Origin of the sequence: Aquimarina sp. MMG015 (assembly GCF_018100855.1) — a bacterium.
GTDB classification, from domain to species: domain Bacteria; phylum Bacteroidota; class Bacteroidia; order Flavobacteriales; family Flavobacteriaceae; genus Aquimarina; species Aquimarina latercula.
The window spans coordinates 302886-322772 of sequence record NZ_JAGJEB010000005.1 but is presented as its reverse complement, the minus strand read 5'-3'; the positions used below and the strand labels follow the sequence as shown (position 1 = coordinate 322772).

Below are 19887 nucleotides of genomic sequence, written 5' to 3'. Positions count from 1 at the left end.
AACAAATGAAAACTATTAAAATAGTTAAATAACTATAAAAATAGTTGTGAAACTAATTATGTAGTTATATATTTGAGCTCATATAAAAAGATAAAATGGAAAAACTTACTAATAAGGAAGAGGAGATCATGCAAGCGCTATGGAAATTAGAAAAAGCTTTTGCTAAAGAGGTTCAAGCTGAATTAAAAAATACTGTTCATTATAATACAGTATCGACTATCATAAGAAACCTTGAAGAAAAAGGGTACATTGATCATAAAGCATATGGAAAAACACACCAATACTTCCCTGTTATTACAAAAGAAATGTACAGAAACAACTTTGTTAGTAAAGCGATGAGTCAATACTTTAATGACTCTTACAAAAACATGGTTTCTTTTTTTGCTAAAGAAGAGAAAATAACCGCAGAAGAGTTGAGAGAGATTTTAGATGTAATCGAACAAAAAAAATAAACTTATGGAAGCTTTTTTAATCTATTTAGTTAAGTCCAGTATTGTATTATCCTTATTTTATCTTGTTTATTTTTTTCTTTTAAGAAAGGACACTTTCTTTACAGTTAATAGACACTTCTTACTTACAGGAATTGTAAGCGCTCTATTACTACCACTCTTAGAATTCACAACAATAGAATTTATAGAACAACCTAATTTTCAGATAATAGAAGTTAATTCTTCAACTGCTTCTATTTCCGAAAATCAGACAACGTCGATAGACTGGTGGGTTATAATCTTTAGCACATATATCACTATTACCTCCATTTTATTAATACGATTTATTTTTCAACTTGTATCCTTACAAAGGATATTTAAAAAAAGTCCTAATAAACGAAATAATGGGTTTTCTTTCTTAAAAACCGAAGAAGATATCGCTCCATTTTCTTTCTTTAAATACATCATATTCAATCCCACATTACACGAATCTAAAGAACTAGAAATGATCATAAAACATGAAAAAATTCATGCCAAACAATATCATACACTAGATATACTGATCGCCAATGTTTTTGTGATATTTCAGTGGATCAACCCTTTTTCTTGGATATACAAAAAAAGTTTACAGCAAAATTTAGAATTTATCGCTGATCAAGAGGCCGTACGAGATATTCCTTCAAAAAAAGAGTATCAATTAACACTGGTCAAAGTATCATCTAATAATTATTCATCTATCACCAATAATTTTTATCAATCATTAATCAAAAAACGAATCGTTATGCTAAACAAAAAGGAATCAAAAAATCAAAATTTATGGAAAGCAACAATCATCTTACCATTGCTAAGTTTATTTTTATGGAGTTTTAACACTAAAACAGAAATACAATATATCCAAAACAAAACTTCTGATCAAGCCACAACTACTATAGAAGATATAGCACCTAATGAAACTGATAATATTATTAAAAAGGAGAAATTTCCTGTAAAAAAGAAAGAGGATTCTAAAAAAGAGTACCCAACCAATAATACACCTAACAAAGAAAAAGTAATCCTATCAACCAAGTTCCCTAAACAAGAAAATATTGAAGAAAACAAAACCGGTGTAAAAAAAGAAGTCCTTGCAAAAAGTAAGAAAAATACGATTGAGTTTGTAATCAATAAGAAATCCACAAAAAAAGATCTTGAAAAAATAAAGCGGATTTTAAAAAATGAATATAACGTAAAAGTGACTTTTAGTGATGTCGAACGCGACAGTAATAATGACATCACTAGTATAAGTGTTGATGTATCATCTAAAAACAGTAATGCTAATTTTTCATTATCAAATGATTCTCCAATTACACCATTAGTTTTATCCTATAATAGTAAAGAAGACAAAATAAACATCGGACAATCCAGCAATAACATTTGGATCAGCAAGAATAAGGGAAGTAAACATAGTGATACACATATTATAGAAATTAATTCTGATGATGACGAAGAAAGTATTTTTATTGTAGAAGGTGATAAAAAGAAAAAAAGAAAAGTATCACGAAAAAAAGATGGAAAAAACACAATTTTCATAAAAACTGATGACAATCAAAGTCATTTATCTTTTCACTCCAACGGTAGCAAAACACTTTTTGATTTTGATAATGATTCTGATAAAGACCCTTTATACATTATCGATGGAAAAGAAGCTAGTAAAAAAGAAGTGAAAAAGCTGAAGACTGATGAGATACAAAGTATAGATGTATCCAAAGGAAAAGAAAATGTAATGAAATATGGAAAAAAAGGAGAAGATGGTGTCATTCATATTACAACAAAAAAGAGCGCGAAAAAAGAAACTGGTTTTGATATTAGAATAGATAAAGAGGATATCCAAATTGGATCATCTAATGACAACGAACCGAAGCCCTTAATTTTTATTAATGGAAAAGAATCTAAATACAGTGAACTCACCAACATAAATCCGGATAATATAGCATCTGTAAATGTCTATAAATCCTTAAAAGCAATCACTAAATTTGGTTCTAAAGGAGAAAATGGTGTTGTAGAAGTTATATTGAAATAACGAAATCAATATCACAATTACTTAAAAACTCACTTAAATTTAAGTGAGTTTTTTTATTTTAGAGATATGAAAAAACAGCTTTTTATATTTTTAGCAAAATTAAACAAACTATTACTTCCTAGTTTTACAAAACGACAACTGGATCTTAGTAAAGCTTCTAAACTACAAATGCTAATTTTTGGTTGGAGATTATATGTAACCAAAAGAGCTCTTTAGTATTCACTTAAATACAAACAACAAGCTCAGATAAGAAAGAATTATATTCTGCAACATCCATTTTCCTTTTTCGTATTTATATTGAATTCATTTCAATTAAAAATCGAAAATCAAAATAATATTTAGTATGAAAAAATGGATCATTTTTGGAATGGGTATACTAGGTATACTTTCCCTATCAGCATTCACCTCAGGATCGACTACAAACACACCTCAACAGTTAGTATCTGAGTTTAATGAAATTATAGCAACAATAAACAAGAACACCACTGAAAAGGAGTTAGAGGACCTTAAAATGTTTTTTTTAGAAAATGGTATTGAACTAATTATTGAAAATATAGAGTTTAATAGTCAAAATGAAATCACTAGTTTAAACATTGTTCTAAAAAAAGGAAATGCTAAGAGCAAATACTCCTCATCATCATCCGAACCCATATCTGATGTTGAGCTTGGGTATAAAAATGGAAATCTTTACATTACTAACTCTGGCATGTTTGACATTTCTTCTTGGAGAAACCAGATTGGTTTTAACAAACAAAACTTTGATTTAGATAGTATTTTAAAAAACCAAAACTTTAGATTTAACTTTGATTTTGACAAAGAAGGTGACTCCATATTTTTTAATGGAAAACATTTTGATATAGGTAGTTTAAAAAATCAAATCATGAACTCTTTCGAATTTGAAGAAGATGAAAACGGAAACCTAATTTTTAATGGACAACAATTCCCTTCGCATTTTAGCAAATCTAAAAAGTTTAGTTTTATAGATGATCCAGACATAGAAAAGCTAATAATCATTGACGGAAAAGAATCTGATTTTAAAACATTGGACGAATTAGCTAAAGCAGATAAACTAGAAGCAGTAGACTTCCTAAAAGCTACTACTGCAATAAGTTTATATGGTGACAAAGCAAAAGACGGTGCTATTATCGCAACTTCTAAAAAATAAGATTCCAAATTATTAAAGAAACGGCTTTCAGGTTATAATACTGAAAGCTGTTTCTTTTTTATTAATAACTTAACAACGAAGCTACATTACAGTTAAGTTTTTCCTTCCCATTTAGAAAGCCTAATTCCATTATAAAATTACATTGTACTATATTTCCACCGAGTTCTGTTACAAGTTGGCAAACAGCATTTGCTGTCCCTCCCGTTGCTAAAACATCATCATGTATCAAAATGTTATCCCCCGGTTTGATTGCATCTTTATGGATCTCTAAAATATCTTCTCCATATTCTAACCCATAGCTTTTTGAAATTACTTCAGAAGGTAACTTCCCTTTCTTACGCACCGGAATAAAACCCGCGGCTAATCGTTCTGCAATCATACAGCCTAACATAAAACCTCTTGCTTCAATACCAATAACTTTATCAATTTTTACACCCGTAGGACATTGTTCAGCTAATCGATCCGCACAATACACTAAAGCTTCTGAGTTCGCTAAAAGCGGTGTAATATCTTTAAAAACAATACCAGCCTTCGGAAAATCAGGAACATCTCTAATTAATTCTTCTAAATTCATGAACGCAAAATAATGAAATTAGAAAAAAGAGTACCAAAAATTATGAAAATGGTCTACAATTAAAAAATCATCTCAAAAACACCTCTTGAAAAATTACATTTATACCTAAAAAAATAAATATTATATTACAATTTAAAACAACAAATAAACATATTAGGTTTCAATCCAAAACTAAAATCATCTTTAAGCTTACAGTATCAATTTACCTCTATAGATTTTAATATAAATATTTTTCTAATTACAACAACCTATATATCTTACATGCACGAGAATTAATTAAACCAACTTTTTCACTATTAAAAGCATAGAAATCATGTAGTCAACGATGTACACTTATTAACTAAATAATTAATTAATAAAATTTAATACATCATAACTATGCTAACATATCTAGGAATTATCATGGTGTTTATAGGAATCACCATCTTTATCATCAAACCTTTTTTTAAAGAATCAAAAACACTACATAAATTCACTCGAAAAAGAAATATCTCAATGATTATAATTGGATTAGTCATGAGTGTAATTTCGGGAATGTTCTTTTATGCAGAACCAGGAACCGCTTATGCAGTTCAGTATCCTTGGGGGAGTCAAAAAGCGGTTGTACATCAAGGAATACATACTAAAATGTGGGGACGATTAATCCCTATTCAATTCGAATTACCTATTAAATATGTAATCCCTAACAAGAAAAATGAATTAGGAGAGCAAAGTAAATACGCTAATGTTGACAAAGCTAAATATTGGGCGTTTAGTGATGCAGTAAAAGCCAGAATTGCAACTTCGGTAGTTATCAGTATCAATACAGCAGATCAAAATCAATTTTTATCTGTTGCTGATCGTAACAAAACCGAAAGAAACTTGATTAGATCCAGAATCATTCCTAATATCGACCAATCTATTAAAAACACCTGTAAGCTTATGGATGCTCAAGATTATATATCTGGACAAGCTTCGGATTTTGATAGATATTTTAAAGATCAATTAGAAAATGGAATGTATGTTCTAGAGGAGTTTATTGCTAATGAAAACAGAGAAACCATTGGTGATAGTGCTACAGTCCGAACAATTGTTAACAAGGAATCAAAGCAAAAACGTTTTAGAATTAAATATCATAATGGAGAACCTGTTAGAGAAAAAGGAAACTCGTTAAAAGGATACGGTCTAACGGTTGTACAAGCTGTTGTTACAGAAATAGACTGGGAACCAGAATTTGACAAACGTCTTCAGTTACAAAAAGAAGAAGTTGCGCAGACTCAGTTAGAAAAACAACAAGCAGAACGTGAATTTTATCGTGCTCAAAAAGAAACTGCACGAGGTGAAGCTGAAAAAGCCGCAGAAAGAGCTAGATTAGAAAAAGAGCAAATTCAGAAAACTATTGAAGCCGAAACAAAAGCCAAAGTAGCAGAATTTAACCTTATTGAGGAGCGTAAAAATTATGAGGTGGCACAGTTTAAGGCCAAAACTCAGAAAACCATGGCCGATGCACAATCTTATGAAAACGCAAAACTAGTAACAGCAGGACTTACGCCACAGGAACGAGCGGAGTGGGAATTTAAAACCTCTGTCAATGTTGCGAAACAGCTTAAAGATTTACAGCTTCCAGAGATTTATATCCAAGATGGAAGTAAATCGGGAACCAACGGCAACCTACTACAATCTTTGATTGGTGCTGATCTTGCCAAAAAGATGATGTCACAAAAAACATCCAAAGAGTAACATTAAAAAAAAGCGGAATGAAACATTTTCATTCCGCTAATAACTAAATAAACATAATACATATGGAAAAGCATATAAATATATATACAGGAACATCTATCATAATTAACAGACTAGCTTATTTATTAGATGAAATAAATATTCATTTTATTATAAAAGATCACAAAGAATCTGGAAGGTTAGCAGGTTTTGGAGCTATTGAAGGTTCAACTGAGCTATTCATTTATAACGATGATGCCAAAAAAGCTAGTGAAATCATTGAAAATTTTAAAAAAGAAATTTCAAAATAGTTTTATATTTTATTAAATACTCATATATTTGCACCCGCAAAAAAGGCCTCGTAGCATAACTGAATAGTGCACTTGATTACGGCTCAAGAGGTTGCAGGTTTGAATCCTGCCGAGGTCACTTTAAGCGGACAAACAAGTTAAAATTAACTTTTTGTCCGCTTTTTTTATTCTCCTAAATACCGTTTTATCATTTTAAAAGTAAAAGTTTATAAGGCTTCACCATTTCACCCCTCTTCAGGCATAGTTTTATCGGTAATTAAATAATCCTTTAAACTATTAATAAAGATGAAAAAAAACAGTAAACTGCAAAAACTAAAACTAAACAAAGAAGTCATTTCTAAGCTTGAGTTTAAACAAATCATCGGCGGAAACATGATCTATACATACTACGCAGGCGAATGCGGTCATACTCAAGACCACGGTTGCGCACTTCGTACTTTAACAAGAAAATAAAATTGACTTCATTTTTTTCAAGACAGTAATTGATAAAATTCGATTTTTCAATTTCAAACAATTCGTACATCGAAAAGTTTGAACTCTAGATGCCTGGGGAGCATCGATAAAAGGTCTGCATTTTTTTGCAGGCTTTTTTACCATTAGAAAACTTGAGAAAGCAAAAAACTACATCCCAGAACATTACTATTACATACATAGCCTAATTCATCTTTTAAGCTACAAGCTTACTTCAGTAAACACATTTCCTAGTAATATTTATTTTCAAGAACTATTGTATTTATTACATCAATAATTGTATATTAAATTTTATTAATTTCTTCTTTAATCTAGATGAGTCATTCTAAAAGAGACATTTCCGTAACTGGATCAACAGCATTTTCTAAGTTAATATTAAAGGAACCTTCGACATATGCTGCAGGTACCAAAGCAGTTACAGTAGCGCTCAAGCACGCTTTTAAAGAAATGGGAATAGTGAAATCTTTCACAGGACTCGCTCAAATGAATCAAAAGGAAGGTTTTGATTGTCCAGGTTGTGCCTGGCCGGATCCAGAAAAACCTTCTAAAGTAGGCGAATATTGTGAAAATGGCGCAAAAGCATTAGCCGAAGAAGCTACCAATAAAAAGGTTGATGCCAATTTTTTTTCAAAGTATTCTGTAGAAGAAATTTCGCAATGGACAGATTATGAAATCGGAAAGAGTGGACGAATTACAGAACCAATGGTTTTATACCCAGACAGCATCCATTATCAACCTATAAGTTGGGACAAAGCATTTAACTTAATTGCAGAACAACTACACGAATTAAATGACCCTAATGAAGCTGTGTTCTATACTTCTGGCAGATCCAGTAACGAAGCTGCCTTTTTGTACGGGCTTTTTATAAGAGCTTTTGGTACTAATAATATGCCTGACTGTTCTAATATGTGTCACGAGTCAAGTGGCGTAGCACTAAAAGAAACTTTAGGAATTGGTAAAGGCTCTGTTACTTTAGATGATTTTGAAAAAGCCGAAGTAATTATGGTACTCGGACAAAACCCAGGCACCAATCACCCTCGTATGCTATCAGCGTTACAAAAGTGCAAAGAGCAAGGTGGCAAAATCGTAAGTATAAATCCACTTGAAGAGGCAGGACTTATCCGATTTAAAAATCCTCAAGAAATAAAAGGTATTATCGCTGGTGGTGAAGCACTAACAGATATTCACTTGCAAGTAAAAATAAATCAAGATGTAGCTTTGTTAAAAGCTATTCTAATAAAACTTGCAGCGCTAGATCAGGAAACTAATGATATCTTCGATCATAATTTTATTGAAACTTATACACAAGGCTATCAATCGTTTTTAGAGCATTTACAGAGTTTCGATGAAAACGAACTCATTAAACAATCTGGAGTTTCAGTTTTATTAATAAATAAAGTAGTAAACTTATTAGCAAATAAACAAAGAATCATTATTTGCTGGGCAATGGGGCTTACACAACATAAGAATGGAGTTGAGAACATCAAGGAATGTGTAAACTTATTATTATTAAAAGGAAGTCTTGGAAAACCAGGAGCAGGAACATGCCCTGTTAGAGGTCATAGCAATGTACAAGGAGATCGATCTGTTGGAATCGTGCATCATGCATCAAAAGCATTTAATGATGCGGTCAAAAAAGTTTTTGGGTTTACACCACCTACTAAAGAAGGATTAGATACTGTACACTCAATAAAAGCTATGCATGAAGGGAAAGCTAAAGTCTTTTTTGCTCTAGGCGGAAATTTTGTCTCCGCAGTATCCGATACGCAATATGCAGCAGATGCTTTACAAAATTGCGAATTAACAGTACAGGTAAGCACTAAACTAAACCGCACACATACAACAGCTGGTAAAACATCATTGATTCTACCAACTTTAGGAAGGTCTGAATTTGACAAAAAAGACGGAAAACCAAGGTTTTTTACCGTAGAAAACAGTATGGGTAAAGTACATAGATCAAAAGGGATGCTACAACCACCTTCTGAAAACCTGAAAAGTGAACCTGAAATTGTTGGAAGCATTGCACACGCATATTTTAAAGGAAACCATTCAGTAGACTGGTTAAATTTAAGTACTGATTATACTTCTATTAGAACAAAGTTGCAAGAAGTTATTAGCGATTTTAAAGGATTAGAAGAAAAATCCAAAGGATCCGGTTTTTACTTACCAAATAATGTACGCAAATTAGATTTTAGCAAACTACCAAATGGAAAGGCACAATTTAGTAATTGCTCCTTACCCACTCATCAACTACAACAGGATGAATTTCTGATGATGACCATACGCTCACATGATCAATTTAACACTACCATTTACGGAATGAATGACCGATACCGTGGCATTTTTAATGAACGAAGAGTAGTATTAATGAACTCAGATGATATAAAAGAATTTGGTTTTATTCCATTAGAAATTGTTGATCTAACCAGTACGTATGATACCATAACTCGAAAAGCCGAAAATTTCAAAATAATATCTTATAATATCCCAAAAGGAAATATTGCTACTTACTTTCCGGAAACAAATATCTTAGTGCCGCATAACCATTATGCTGATAAAAGCAATACTCCTATTAGTAAATCTGTTGTAGTAAAAATAGTAAAGAAATAAATGTCATATATTTTACAAAATCAACACTCCAAACAAACACCTTTTCTTTTTTTGGATAGAAATCAGAAATAATCAAAATATATTCTTGACGCACCTTACATCAAGAATCTAACGTTACTTATTACTGAAGTGTGCAGAAGGTAAAGACCTTAGCATTTCTGCTGCTTGTTCTGCCGTAATATCACGTTGCGGATCTGCAAACATCTCATAACCAACCATAAATTTCTTTACAGTTGCTGACCGCAATAATGGCGGGTAAAATGACATATGAAAATGCCATTCTGGATGACTATCCTGATCAGTAGGAGATTGATGAATCCCCGCAGAATATGGAAAACTCACGTTAAATAAATTATCGTATCTAATGGTTATGTCTTTAATAATACTTGCAAAAGAGACAATCTCTTCTTCTGTTAATTGATTTAGGTTCTGTATATGTCTTTTTGGCAACACTAAAGTTTCATAAGGCCACACTGCCCAATAAGGAACTAAAGAAACGAAGTCCTCATTTTCGAAGATTATTCTTTCTTTCGTCTCTAGTTCTTGCTCTAGATAAGATAGCAACAAACTCTTTTGATGTTTACCCCAATATTCATCCTGTTGTTTTGTCTTTTTAGAAGATTCCAGAGGGATGGATTCTTGAGCCCATATTTGACCATGTGGATGCGGATTACTACATCCCATAACATCTCCTTTATTTTCGAATATCTGTATGTGATTAATATATGGCAGTTCTCCTAGTTCTTTATATTCCTTTTTCCATAGTTTAATTACCTTTTGTATGTTTTCTTCTTTCATCAAAGGCAATGTCAATGAATGATCAGGTGAAAAACAAACCACTTTACAAATGCCTCGCTCAGAACTACCTTGTAAAAGACCGTTATCATAATTTTGTTCTGGAGTATCTGATAATAATGCAGAAAAATCATTTACAAAAGAAAAAGGATCTTTGTAATCTGGATTCTTATTACCACTCATTCTCGTATTTGTTGGGCACAAATAGCAGGTCTCATCGTAAGAAGCCATTTTTTTTACAATCACAGTTTCTTGTTTTCCTTGCCAAGGTCTTTTAGTCCTATGAGGAGATACCAACACCCAATCTCCTGTCAATATATTATATCTTCTATGCGGATTATTATTTATCACTTCTTCCATCTTTATTGATTTTCTTTAACAGTAAGTAACTGGTGACTTGTTCCGTTACTAGGTGCTACCTTAAAAGCATCTAATTTTACATTGAACTTATCTTCATAAGCCCAGCCTATTTCTTCTATATAGGTATCTACAAAATCCTTATGAATTATATTAACGGTACATCCACCAAAACCACCTCCCATCATTCTTGAACCCAAAACAAAGTTCTTTCCTTTAGAGAAATCAACCAAAAAATCCAGTTCATTACAGCTAATTTCATATTGATATCTTAATCCTTCGTGACATTGATATAACAGTTCTCCGAAATTTTTAAAATTGTTACTTTTTAAATATTCTGCTGCTTTTTGTACGCGCTCGTTTTCCTGGATGACATATAAACATCTTTGGTATACGACAGGTGACATTTCTTTCTTTACTTCTTCCAACATACTTAGCGTCACTTCTCTTAAAGAAGAAATCGAGCTGTATTTTTCTCTAATCACCTCAACTCCTTCTTCACACTCTTCCCTTCTTTTATTATAGTGACTGGTAGAAAGGTTATGCTCTACATTAGTATTGATAATTAAAACACTATAATCTATTAATTGCATAGGAATCAACTGATATTCTAAAGAGAGACAATCTAAAAACAAAACCATATTCTCTTTGCCAAAAACAGAGGCATATTGATCCATGATTCCACATTTAGTCCCTACATATTCATGTTCTGCATCTCTGCATAACTGTGCTATTTCTAATTTCGATAATTTAAGATCAAATAATTCATTAATTCCATAAGCAAATCCACATTCTAAGGCCGCGGAAGAACTTAATCCAGATCCTATAGGTAATTCACTACTTATAACACAATCAAATCCCCTAACACGATCTGATCGATCTAATAATTGTTGTAATACTCCAAGAATATAATTCTCCCAACCTTCTTTACTGGGCTTGATTTTAGCAAGATCGACAACAAGAAATTTATTATAATTCTTACTCAGAACATTACATATATTGGATGTTCCGTTCTTTTTAAATTCGAATTTTATTTTTTTGTCAATTGCTGCAGGAAGTACAAATCCATTATTATAATCAGTATGCCCGCCAATGAAGTTTATACGTCCAGGAGAATCAACTATGATCTCAGGATTAAAATTGTTTTCTTTGTTCATGATATAGATATCAAATTTAAGTAACAAATATAATAAATGTAAAAAATACATTTATTATATTTATCAATAATATTTTTATGGATTTTGCTAAAAATCAACAGAATCGATGGTACGAGAACAAAGAGAAAATATTTGTTGCTATTGATTGTATTATTTTTGGTTTTGACAATGGAATCTTAAAACTTCTAGTTTTTAAGAGAGAAATTGAGCCTTTGAGAGGTTCTTGGTCATTAATTGGTAGTTTTGTTAGATCTGATGAAAACTCGGACCAAGCAACTAATAGAATTTTAAAAGACATTACAGGCCTAGAACAAATTTTTACTGAAGAACTGAAAACATACTCAGACGTACATCGAGATCCTGGAGCTAGATGTATTTGTATAGCACAATATGCTTTGATCCGAATAGATCAAGACAATAAGGATCTAGTTGAGAAACACGGAGCATTTTGGTTCCCATTAAATGAATTACCTAATCTTATATTGGATCACAATACAATGGTTGCCGATGCACTAGAAAGATTAAGGAATAAAGCTAAATTTTTCCCGTTAGGATTCGAACTACTACCTAATAACTTTACTTTGCCTCAAATACAATTATTATACGAAGAAATTTTTCAAAAAAAATTTGATGCACGTAACTTCAGAAAAAAGATATTATCATTAGATTTATTAAAAAACACAAAGAAAAAAGATAAATCTTCATCTAAAAAAGGTGCATTTTTATATCAGTTCGATCCTGAAAAATATGAACAGCTTAAATCAAATGGTTTTGATGCGCCAATACTAAAAAACAGTACTCAATAAGCCTTATAAAACTCAATTCGCCTTTAAAATAATTATAATTGATTACCTCCAGAAGTAAATAATCTACTTATAGTACTCTTATAAGTTTGACCAATTGGAACGTTATGATCGTTTATTATGATTTTATTCCCTTCTATAGCGTTTACCTTATTTTTAGATACAATAAAAGAATTATGAACTCTCAGAAATCTAACTGGTAACTCTTTCTCGAAAGTTGAAATTTTACGTAATGTAAGAACCATTTCATCTATTAAATAAACTTTACTATAATTCCCAGAAGCTTCAATGAAAAGAATATCATCTAAAGATATTTGATATTGTTTCTTACCTGATTTAATAAATATATATTGATTCTTTTCAGGACCTTTTATGTATATCTCATTCTTTTTAAAAAGAATTACTTTATTAACAGCCTTTAGAAATCGCTCAAAAGAAAATGGTTTTAATAAATAATCAGTAATATCAAATTCGTATCCTTCTAAAGCAAATTCTTTATGCGCAGAAGTAACAATTATTTTAGGTGCATTAGAAAGAGTTTTCAAAAATTCGAATCCGCTTAACTCAGGCATATTTATATCTAAAAACAAAAGATCTACACTATTTTTTTGCAGCATAGTAATAGCTTCAAAAGCATCATAAGCGCTCCCAACCTTTTTTAATTGATTTAGCTTTTGTGCAAAACCTTCTATTATGCGATGTGCAATTGGCTCATCATCTAAAATAACATATCTAATCATATTTTAATTTTAAGTATTGCCTTATATTCGGTTTCACGAGATATCATTACTAATTCATGCCTTTTAGGGTATAATAACTGCAATCTTCTTCTTAAATTCTTCAAACCAATACCCGTTACTTTTTCAGTTCTTGACTTAAAATTATTTTCTATTCCAAAACACACATCATTTCCCATAACAGTAAGATTTATCCTAATGTATGCACTATCGACCATACTTTCGGCTCCATGCTTTATGGCATTCTCTAATAAAATAATAAACATTAAAGGGGCTATTTTTACTTGATCATCATCAATTTTCTGTTCAAAAAAAATATCAACTTGCTTCTTGTATCGTAATTTATGAATTTCTAAATACTGCTCTAGATATTCAATTTCCTTTTTTAACGTTACGTATTTATGTTCTCCTTCATAAATAGTATATCGCATGATTTCAGAAAGTTTTAATATTACTTCTGGAGCTTGATCAGATTTTTCTATAGCTAAACCGTACAAATTGTTTAATGTATTAAAGAAAAAATGAGGGTCTATCTTACTCTTCAAGAGCATAAGTTCTGCTTCATTTTTATCATTCTTTAACGTCTGGTATTCTTTCCAAAGATTAAAGACCCAGCGCACTACAAAAAACACAATAGAAAGAAAAAACACAAGCTGAAATACACGAAAATAATAATCATGAATCTCAAGTCGAGACATTTCTCCTAATCTCTTAAATCGAACCATTCCAATCAAAGAGATAATTATCACTAAAAGAGGAATTATGATTTGGTAATATTTAAGAAAAGGTCGTAACATCTATCAAAAGTATTGTTTTTGACATTCTAAATCAACCAATTGGACAGACAAGCTAAAATCATCGTCGAATCCTTTAAAATACTGTATGAATTGATCTTTATATATATACTTTAAGAATTGACCCTCTTATTATTGGTATCTGTCATAATATTTAGAATATTAAAAATGCCCCTTATACCTTTGGATAAAACCAAACGCCATATGAAGCAACTACTTCTAAAAATTATACGATATAACCTTGTTCTTATACCATTTTTAAGTTTCACTCAAACTGACTCGGAGAATAACTTAGATACGATATTAATACAAAAAGAAATTATGATGAAACTTACAGGAGAAAAACCTATAAATGAAAACATATATATAACACAAAGAGCATCACCAGAAGAACGTAAATTAACTGCTGACTACTTATCTAATTATCTATCCAAAATAGGATGGAAAGTCGAAAACCATCGTTACAAAACCACAAACGGAAACCTGTTTCTTGATCTGTTTTTACAACCGATGAATGGGGTCAATGTATCGGCCATATTACCTGCAACAACAAAAAGTAAAGAATACATCTTATTTGGAAGTCATTATGATTCTGAACGAAATTGTCCTGGAGCTATTGATAATGCAACAGGAGTTACTCTGAGTTTAACAATTGCATATAAACTTATGCAACTTAAAACACGTAATAAAAACTTTATCGTGGTACTATTTGATCAAGAAGAAGATGGAACAGTAGGAAGCAAGGCATATGCCAAAATGTTAAAAAATAGTGGTAAAGAAATACACTCTATTCATACGATAGATATGATGGGTTGGGATGACGATAATAATCTTGGTATTGAAATAGAACTCCCATCACCTATCCTAAAAAATTTATATCAGAGAAACGCACAAAAATATAACATTCCTATTCAGGTGACTAAAATAGGATCCTCGGATCATCAATCTTTCATTGATTTAGGATTTAATACCCTCGGAATCACAGAAGAGTATGCTAAACGAGACACAACACCTTATATCCATACTAATATGGATACTTATGACACCGTAAATTTTGAGTATTTAGCATCATCTACAGAATTTATTTTTCAAATTTTTAAATCTCTTGTGCAATGAAATCATCAAAAAAGTTTGTAAAATATAATATATACGAAATACTATTACTAATTAGTTTTGTACTCATTCTTAACAAAGGATTAGAGTACATGATTATAGGTTTATATTACCCATTATTGCTCAGTATTATTTTCCTCTTACCTTTTGGTTATATTTTTTTAAACCAGAAAAAAACTTTAAAAAAAATCATAAAGTACTGGAGCATCCTGATTATTTGCTATGGTGTCATTAGAATATTTTTGAATGCTTTAATTCTCATAGAACCAGGTGGAGGTATTCCATCAGGCGCATATTATCAATTTACCATAGGGTATGGATTAAAAAGCATATCATACCTCATTTTAGGTATTTTATTATTCATTAAGAGGAAACTAATATTTCCGATATTAAATAAAAAACCTCACAACATTTAATCTAATAATATATTTTAACTTTTATATTAAATAATGATATCGATAAAAATTTGATAACGAATCATCTTAAACAAAAAGGCTACCAGATTTTATTATCTGGTAGCCTTTGTAAAATTATAACAGCTTTAGAAATTTTATTTCTAAATCATTAATATTCTTAGTTCTTAATAAGCTTCATTGTTTCTTCTACGCCATCTAAATTTACATTTAAGAAATACATTCCTTTCGCAAAACTAGATAAATTAATTTGTGCAGTATTTTCAGAAGAACTAACCGCGTTTCTAGAAGCAATTAATTTTCCAGCTAAATCTGTAACTGTATATGATACATTATTAGCATTTCTCCACTGGATATTAAACACATCGCTAGAAGGATTTGGGAAAAGACTCAACACAGGAGTATTTTCAAATTCACCAACACTTAATGTATTACCTTCAATTATTACATCATCAATAACTACTCCTTCATTATTAACTGCACCATCTGATACGAAGTTAAATCTAAAAACGAAATTATTTTCACTTGAAAAAGCAGATAAATCATAACTATATTCTTTCATAGTAGCATCTCTTCCAGTCCACTGAGCTCCAGGACAAGTAGAACAATTACTTAAATTAACCGCAGTATTACTATTGTACCAATTTGGGTCACTAGCAGTTCCTAAAATATTCCAAACAGCTCCCCCATCAGTTGAATACTCAACATTGATATAATCCCAATCTAATTCAATATCAAATGCCATATTAAATTTTAGAACAGGATTATCTCCTACAGTTGTCATATCATAACAATTAGAAACTAAATAACTGGTTGTACCATCAATATAATTACCATCCAAATTCGTTGCGTACGCATTCTGCCCAGAAGCAGCTGTATTTAAAATAGCTCCAGCAGGAACACCTCGCTCCCATAAAACACCTCCACTAGTTAACAACTCATCTTCACTATCCTCAAAATCATTAACTCCTTGAGCGATATCAAAACTACTATTTGTATTAAAACTCACTTCAATTGAATCATTACCATCATTAGTATCGTTAGTAACCGAGGCGATAACACTTATACTATGAATTCCTAAATCTAAATTCATTTCAGGTAAGTCTATAATTGCTGTTTCGTTAGAATTAATATTACCCGTCCAAGAAGTTGTATTAGAATTACCATCTACAATATATTCTATAGCAATTGAAGAAATTGGATTTACTCCATTATTCTTAACAGTAAATGATGGAGATATTGCTCCACAATTAATTTCTGTTCCTGGAGAATTGATTGCTACTAAACGAATATCATCTTGTGCTAATTCAACTGGTATTGTTGATTGCCAAACACCTCTACCATAAGTAGCCGCCGTAATATTGGCATCGTTTACATTAATTTCTAAATCCCTAACAGGAACATTTGGTAAATTATTATCAAATGCTTCCCATACGCCAGGAGTAGTATCATCTGTTCTATATACACCAGTAGAGGTACCTACAAATAAGGGATTATCTGAATGTAAATCTTGATGTTTAATAACAAGCTTAGGAATACTTGGTAAATCTCCTGTTATATCAGTAAAATCTTCCCCTCCATTATTAGATACATACACTTTACCTGATCTCCCAGAAGTAGTAACATAAACAATATTACTATCACTACTATGTACCGTTACAGAAGTAACAGATAGAGCAAAAGTTTCAACTTCAGAAAAAGTTAGACCTCTATCTATACTTTTCCACATTGTTTCATTAATTGTAACAAACATAATATCAGAATTTGAAGGGTCTATTTCAAATTGATCTATTCTGTTTCTAGTGTCAGAACTGCCTGTGAAATTAGGGGAAACCTGAGTAAAAGCATTACCATCTAATCTATAAATAGCATTATAAGCAGCATATAACTCACTTTCTTTATTCATTAAAAGAGGAGTTATCCAATTTCCTGTTGAACCTGATGGTTGCGCAACTCTTGCAGTTTGAGTTAATCCACCGTTAGTAGATATCCAAAGATTCTGACCATTTTGCATAAAACCATAATAATTATTATCGTTATTAGGATCGATAGCCGCATCCATTCCATCACCGCCTCCATAAACATTCCATTCTCCAGAGGTTGTTAAACCAAAACTTCCATTATCCTGCAAACCTCCAGCCATTTTCTTAGATTTTCCATTAGCTTTAGAAACTGCTATCTCATAAAACTGTCCTATTTGCATTTTTTGCGTTAGATCAGAAAAAGTCGTTCCACCATTAGTAGATTTAAAAATACCTCCGTCACTACCACAATACAATTCTCCATTAAAAAATCTTAAAAAGTGAATATCCGCATGCGTATAAGATGCTGTTCTTACCGACCAGTTATTAACCTGAGTGAAATTATCACCTCCGTCTGTTGATTTCCAAACATCCAACTCTCCTGTATAAACCTCATCAGCATCAGTATCAGAAACAGCCAACGCCATATCATACCAAGCCTGTCCTGCTCCGAAAACATTTTCAGTAGTAGCAGTTTTTGTAAATGTAGTACCACTATCAGTTGATTTATACAACCCTTGAAAAGCACTACCAGCTCCTGCACTTAATACATAAACATAATTAGGATCAGCTGGTGTTACATCAATAGCATATCTTGTATTTGTACTTGAAAGTGGCAATCCACTAGAGATAGTTAAAAAAGAATCTCCATTATCCACAGATTTAAAAACTTGTGAATCCGAAACAGCATAAATGATGTTAGAATCTCCAGGCTTTAATTTCATATCATTTAAGTCTGAATTAAAAACCCTAACAAAACTAGTCCCAGCATTAGTCGACTTATAAAATCCTCTACTTGTAGAAACGAATACTTTATTCCTATCAGTTGGATCTAAATATATTTCACTAACGTTATTAGCACTAGATACTGTAAAATTTAATCCTGTTGTATTCCAAGTCTGACCTCCATCCGTTGATTTCAAGACTCCAACACTAACGGTATCGTTAGCATCATCATCACCAGTTCCGATATATATAATATCGGTATCTACAGGATCTATAGCAATCGCCGAAACCCCAATCTGTGGTAATTCATCAGACAAAGGAGTCCAAGATGCTCCTGCGTCTAAAGATCTCCATATTCCACCAGCAGGTGTTCCTGCATAATATTTATTAGTATCAACTGGATCCACAATAACAACATTTACCCTACCAATATTTGCACTTGAAAATGATCTATCAATAATATCATCTGGCCCTAATGCTACCCAATTACTATCATCAGCCATTTTACTTTGTAATGCTTTTTTCTGTAATCCAGAATCCCATATTTGTTTTGCAGTCATTAGAGTTCCATCATCGTTTAAGCAGTCTTTCCAAAAATCTTCCCATCTTTTAAAAGGCTTATATCCGGAACCTTTTTTGGTATGATCTTTATCCTTCCAATACTCATTGAACGCATCAACAATTTCCTGAAACTTAAGGGGCTCATCTGTCCCAGAGGACTTTTTTTGCGCATTTAACTCCTTCATCCAAGGAGCCTTTGAATTAAACTGAGCACTACCCAAATAAGAGAAAGATAATGCTACAACTAAAAGAATAATTTTTTTCATTTTAACAAATTTTGTTGAGTTACTTCTATAATAAACAGGTAAAAAAGATAAAACCCTACTTTTCTACTGTTTTTTTTACCTCGCTAACATACTCTATTTTTTTTCAAAACCAAAAACTAAAAACATACTGATAATCAATCAAATACACTATTTCACTTAAAATATCATAATTTTCTCATTAATACATAAAATTAAAAATCATAAAATGTGTTTCTTAAAAGATAGAGTACTATTTTTTAGAGAGTAAACTATATTCTGTTTTGATATATCAATAAAATAAATATCTTCGAAAAATATATGGAAAAGAAATCTGTTTGTGATGAAAAAAATTTTGAATCAATCTTTGATGATTGTTCTGAGTCACTGCGGAATATTATTTATTATAAATGTGGAGATATTGATTTAGCAGAAGATATAATACAAGATGCATTTATAAAGTTATGGAAGAACTGTAAAAAAGTAGTTTTTTTCAAAGCCAAATCTTATTTATACACAGTAGCAAATAACAACTTATTAAATCATATTGCTCATAAAAAGGTTGTGTTAAGATACGAACAAAGACCTCATTCAGATCTTAACAATCAAGATCCTCAATTTATTATTGAAGAGAAAGAATTTATGATTAAGCTTAATGATGCAATAAATAGTCTCCCCAAAAAACAAAGAGAAACATTTTTATTATCACGAATTGATAAAAAATCATATAAAGAAATTGCCGAAATTACAGGAGTTTCCGTTAAAGCTATAGAAAAGCGAATACATTATGCTTTATTAAGCTTAAGGCAAAAATTAGGAGATATTTTGTAATCATTTGTAGGGTAATATAGTATA

The 19887-nt window shown here is 31.2% G+C and carries 17 protein-coding genes and 1 tRNA gene; 12 read left to right on the top strand and 6 right to left on the bottom strand.

The window, feature by feature from the left end:
• Positions 1–95 precede the first annotated feature (95 nt).
• The 4 genes from J8L88_RS11930 to J8L88_RS11920 all read left to right on the top strand — a co-directional run bounded on the left by J8L88_RS11930 (position 96) and on the right by J8L88_RS11920 (position 3649).
• Positions 96–452, top strand: coding sequence for a BlaI/MecI/CopY family transcriptional regulator (locus tag J8L88_RS11930; protein ID WP_211060836.1), 357 nt, complete (start codon positions 96–98; stop codon positions 450–452).
• Positions 453–456: 4 nt separating this feature from the next.
• Positions 457–2484, top strand: a complete 2028-nt coding sequence (locus J8L88_RS11925; RefSeq protein WP_118387047.1) for a M56 family metallopeptidase — start codon at positions 457–459, stop codon at positions 2482–2484.
• 66 nt (positions 2485–2550) lie between these two features.
• On the top strand, positions 2551–2700 hold the full coding sequence (locus J8L88_RS23555; RefSeq protein WP_027392435.1) for a hypothetical protein: 150 nt from the start codon (positions 2551–2553) through the stop codon (positions 2698–2700).
• 127 nt (positions 2701–2827) lie between these two features.
• Entirely contained in the window at positions 2828–3649 is an 822-nt protein-coding gene (locus J8L88_RS11920) for a hypothetical protein (RefSeq protein ID WP_211060835.1), read from the top strand.
• 61 nt (positions 3650–3710) lie between these two features.
• Here the strand turns inward: J8L88_RS11920 and J8L88_RS11915 are convergent, their stop codons facing one another.
• Entirely contained in the window at positions 3711–4223 is a 513-nt protein-coding gene (locus J8L88_RS11915; protein WP_027392437.1) for an adenine phosphoribosyltransferase, read from the bottom strand.
• A gap of 378 nt (positions 4224–4601) precedes the next feature.
• On the opposite strand from J8L88_RS11915, the gene J8L88_RS11910 reads away from it, so the two are divergent.
• The 4 genes from J8L88_RS11910 (at position 4602) to J8L88_RS11895 (ending at position 9313) form a co-directional block, all read left to right on the top strand.
• On the top strand, positions 4602–5942 hold the full coding sequence (locus tag J8L88_RS11910; protein WP_211060834.1) for an SPFH domain-containing protein: 1341 nt from the start codon (positions 4602–4604) through the stop codon (positions 5940–5942).
• A gap of 62 nt (positions 5943–6004) precedes the next feature.
• A complete protein-coding gene (locus tag J8L88_RS11905) occupies positions 6005–6232 on the top strand; it encodes a putative signal transducing protein (RefSeq protein WP_211060833.1) in 228 nt (75 codons plus the stop codon).
• Between the two features lie 44 nt (positions 6233–6276).
• Positions 6277–6350, top strand: a tRNA-Arg gene (locus J8L88_RS11900).
• Between the two features lie 668 nt (positions 6351–7018).
• Entirely contained in the window at positions 7019–9313 is a 2295-nt protein-coding gene (locus tag J8L88_RS11895) for an FdhF/YdeP family oxidoreductase (protein ID WP_211060832.1), read from the top strand.
• Positions 9314–9427: 114 nt separating this feature from the next.
• On the opposite strand, the gene J8L88_RS11890 is transcribed toward J8L88_RS11895, so the two are convergent.
• On the bottom strand, positions 9428–10468 hold the full coding sequence (locus J8L88_RS11890) for a UDP-glucose--hexose-1-phosphate uridylyltransferase (RefSeq protein ID WP_211060831.1): 1041 nt from the start codon (positions 10466–10468) through the stop codon (positions 9428–9430).
• 2 nt (positions 10469–10470) lie between these two features.
• Positions 10471–11622 (bottom strand): galactokinase, encoded by a 1152-nt coding sequence (galK, locus tag J8L88_RS11885; RefSeq protein WP_211060830.1) that lies wholly within the window; start codon positions 11620–11622, stop codon positions 10471–10473.
• Positions 11623–11699: 77 nt separating this feature from the next.
• On the opposite strand from galK, the gene J8L88_RS11880 reads away from it, so the two are divergent.
• A complete protein-coding gene (locus tag J8L88_RS11880; RefSeq protein ID WP_211060829.1) occupies positions 11700–12428 on the top strand; it encodes an NUDIX domain-containing protein in 729 nt (242 codons plus the stop codon).
• A gap of 32 nt (positions 12429–12460) precedes the next feature.
• Here the strand turns inward: J8L88_RS11880 and J8L88_RS11875 are convergent, their stop codons facing one another.
• Together J8L88_RS11875 and J8L88_RS11870 are read right to left on the bottom strand one after the other, a co-directional pair.
• Positions 12461–13165, bottom strand: coding sequence for a LytTR family DNA-binding domain-containing protein (locus J8L88_RS11875; protein ID WP_211060828.1), 705 nt, complete (start codon positions 13163–13165; stop codon positions 12461–12463).
• A complete protein-coding gene (locus J8L88_RS11870) occupies positions 13162–13959 on the bottom strand; it encodes a sensor histidine kinase (RefSeq protein WP_211060827.1) in 798 nt (265 codons plus the stop codon). Before J8L88_RS11870 ends, J8L88_RS11875 begins: the two co-directional genes overlap by 4 nt.
• A gap of 201 nt (positions 13960–14160) precedes the next feature.
• Between J8L88_RS11870 and J8L88_RS11865 the strand changes: the two genes are divergently transcribed.
• Together J8L88_RS11865 and J8L88_RS11860 are read left to right on the top strand one after the other, a co-directional pair.
• A complete protein-coding gene (locus J8L88_RS11865) occupies positions 14161–15072 on the top strand; it encodes a M28 family metallopeptidase (RefSeq protein ID WP_211060826.1) in 912 nt (303 codons plus the stop codon).
• On the top strand, positions 15069–15485 hold the full coding sequence (locus J8L88_RS11860) for a hypothetical protein (RefSeq protein ID WP_211060825.1): 417 nt from the start codon (positions 15069–15071) through the stop codon (positions 15483–15485). Before J8L88_RS11865 ends, J8L88_RS11860 begins: the two co-directional genes overlap by 4 nt.
• 157 nt (positions 15486–15642) lie before the next feature.
• Here J8L88_RS11860 and J8L88_RS11855 read toward each other — a convergent pair whose 3' ends face one another.
• Positions 15643–19056: a T9SS type A sorting domain-containing protein gene (locus tag J8L88_RS11855; protein WP_211060824.1), complete on the bottom strand. Its 3414-nt coding sequence runs from the start codon at positions 19054–19056 to the stop codon at positions 15643–15645.
• A 297-nt stretch (positions 19057–19353) separates the two neighbouring features.
• Between J8L88_RS11855 and J8L88_RS11850 the strand changes: the two genes are divergently transcribed.
• Positions 19354–19863: an RNA polymerase sigma factor gene (locus tag J8L88_RS11850; protein WP_027392492.1), complete on the top strand. Its 510-nt coding sequence runs from the start codon at positions 19354–19356 to the stop codon at positions 19861–19863.
• Positions 19864–19887: the final 24 nt, after the last annotated feature.

Excerpts from the sequence above, each read along its gene's own strand:
- J8L88_RS11930 (WP_211060836.1), top strand. The coding sequence starts at position 96 with ATGGAAAAACTTACTAATAAGGAAGAGGAGATCATGCAAGCGCTATGG.
- J8L88_RS11925 (WP_118387047.1), top strand. The coding sequence starts at position 457 with ATGGAAGCTTTTTTAATCTATTTAGTTAAGTCCAGTATTGTATTATCC.
- J8L88_RS23555 (WP_027392435.1), top strand. The coding sequence starts at position 2,551 with ATGAAAAAACAGCTTTTTATATTTTTAGCAAAATTAAACAAACTATTA.
- J8L88_RS11920 (WP_211060835.1), top strand. The coding sequence starts at position 2,828 with ATGAAAAAATGGATCATTTTTGGAATGGGTATACTAGGTATACTTTCC.
- J8L88_RS11915 (WP_027392437.1), bottom strand. The coding sequence starts at position 4,223 with ATGAATTTAGAAGAATTAATTAGAGATGTTCCTGATTTTCCGAAGGCT.
- J8L88_RS11910 (WP_211060834.1), top strand. The coding sequence starts at position 4,602 with ATGCTAACATATCTAGGAATTATCATGGTGTTTATAGGAATCACCATC.
- J8L88_RS11905 (WP_211060833.1), top strand. The coding sequence starts at position 6,005 with ATGGAAAAGCATATAAATATATATACAGGAACATCTATCATAATTAAC.
- J8L88_RS11895 (WP_211060832.1), top strand. The coding sequence starts at position 7,019 with ATGAGTCATTCTAAAAGAGACATTTCCGTAACTGGATCAACAGCATTT.
- J8L88_RS11890 (WP_211060831.1), bottom strand. The coding sequence starts at position 10,468 with ATGGAAGAAGTGATAAATAATAATCCGCATAGAAGATATAATATATTG.
- galK (WP_211060830.1), bottom strand. The coding sequence starts at position 11,622 with ATGAACAAAGAAAACAATTTTAATCCTGAGATCATAGTTGATTCTCCT.
- J8L88_RS11880 (WP_211060829.1), top strand. The coding sequence starts at position 11,700 with ATGGATTTTGCTAAAAATCAACAGAATCGATGGTACGAGAACAAAGAG.
- J8L88_RS11875 (WP_211060828.1), bottom strand. The coding sequence starts at position 13,165 with ATGATTAGATATGTTATTTTAGATGATGAGCCAATTGCACATCGCATA.
- J8L88_RS11870 (WP_211060827.1), bottom strand. The coding sequence starts at position 13,959 with ATGTTACGACCTTTTCTTAAATATTACCAAATCATAATTCCTCTTTTA.
- J8L88_RS11865 (WP_211060826.1), top strand. The coding sequence starts at position 14,161 with ATGAAGCAACTACTTCTAAAAATTATACGATATAACCTTGTTCTTATA.
- J8L88_RS11860 (WP_211060825.1), top strand. The coding sequence starts at position 15,069 with ATGAAATCATCAAAAAAGTTTGTAAAATATAATATATACGAAATACTA.
- J8L88_RS11855 (WP_211060824.1), bottom strand. The coding sequence starts at position 19,056 with ATGAAAAAAATTATTCTTTTAGTTGTAGCATTATCTTTCTCTTATTTG.
- J8L88_RS11850 (WP_027392492.1), top strand. The coding sequence starts at position 19,354 with ATGGAAAAGAAATCTGTTTGTGATGAAAAAAATTTTGAATCAATCTTT.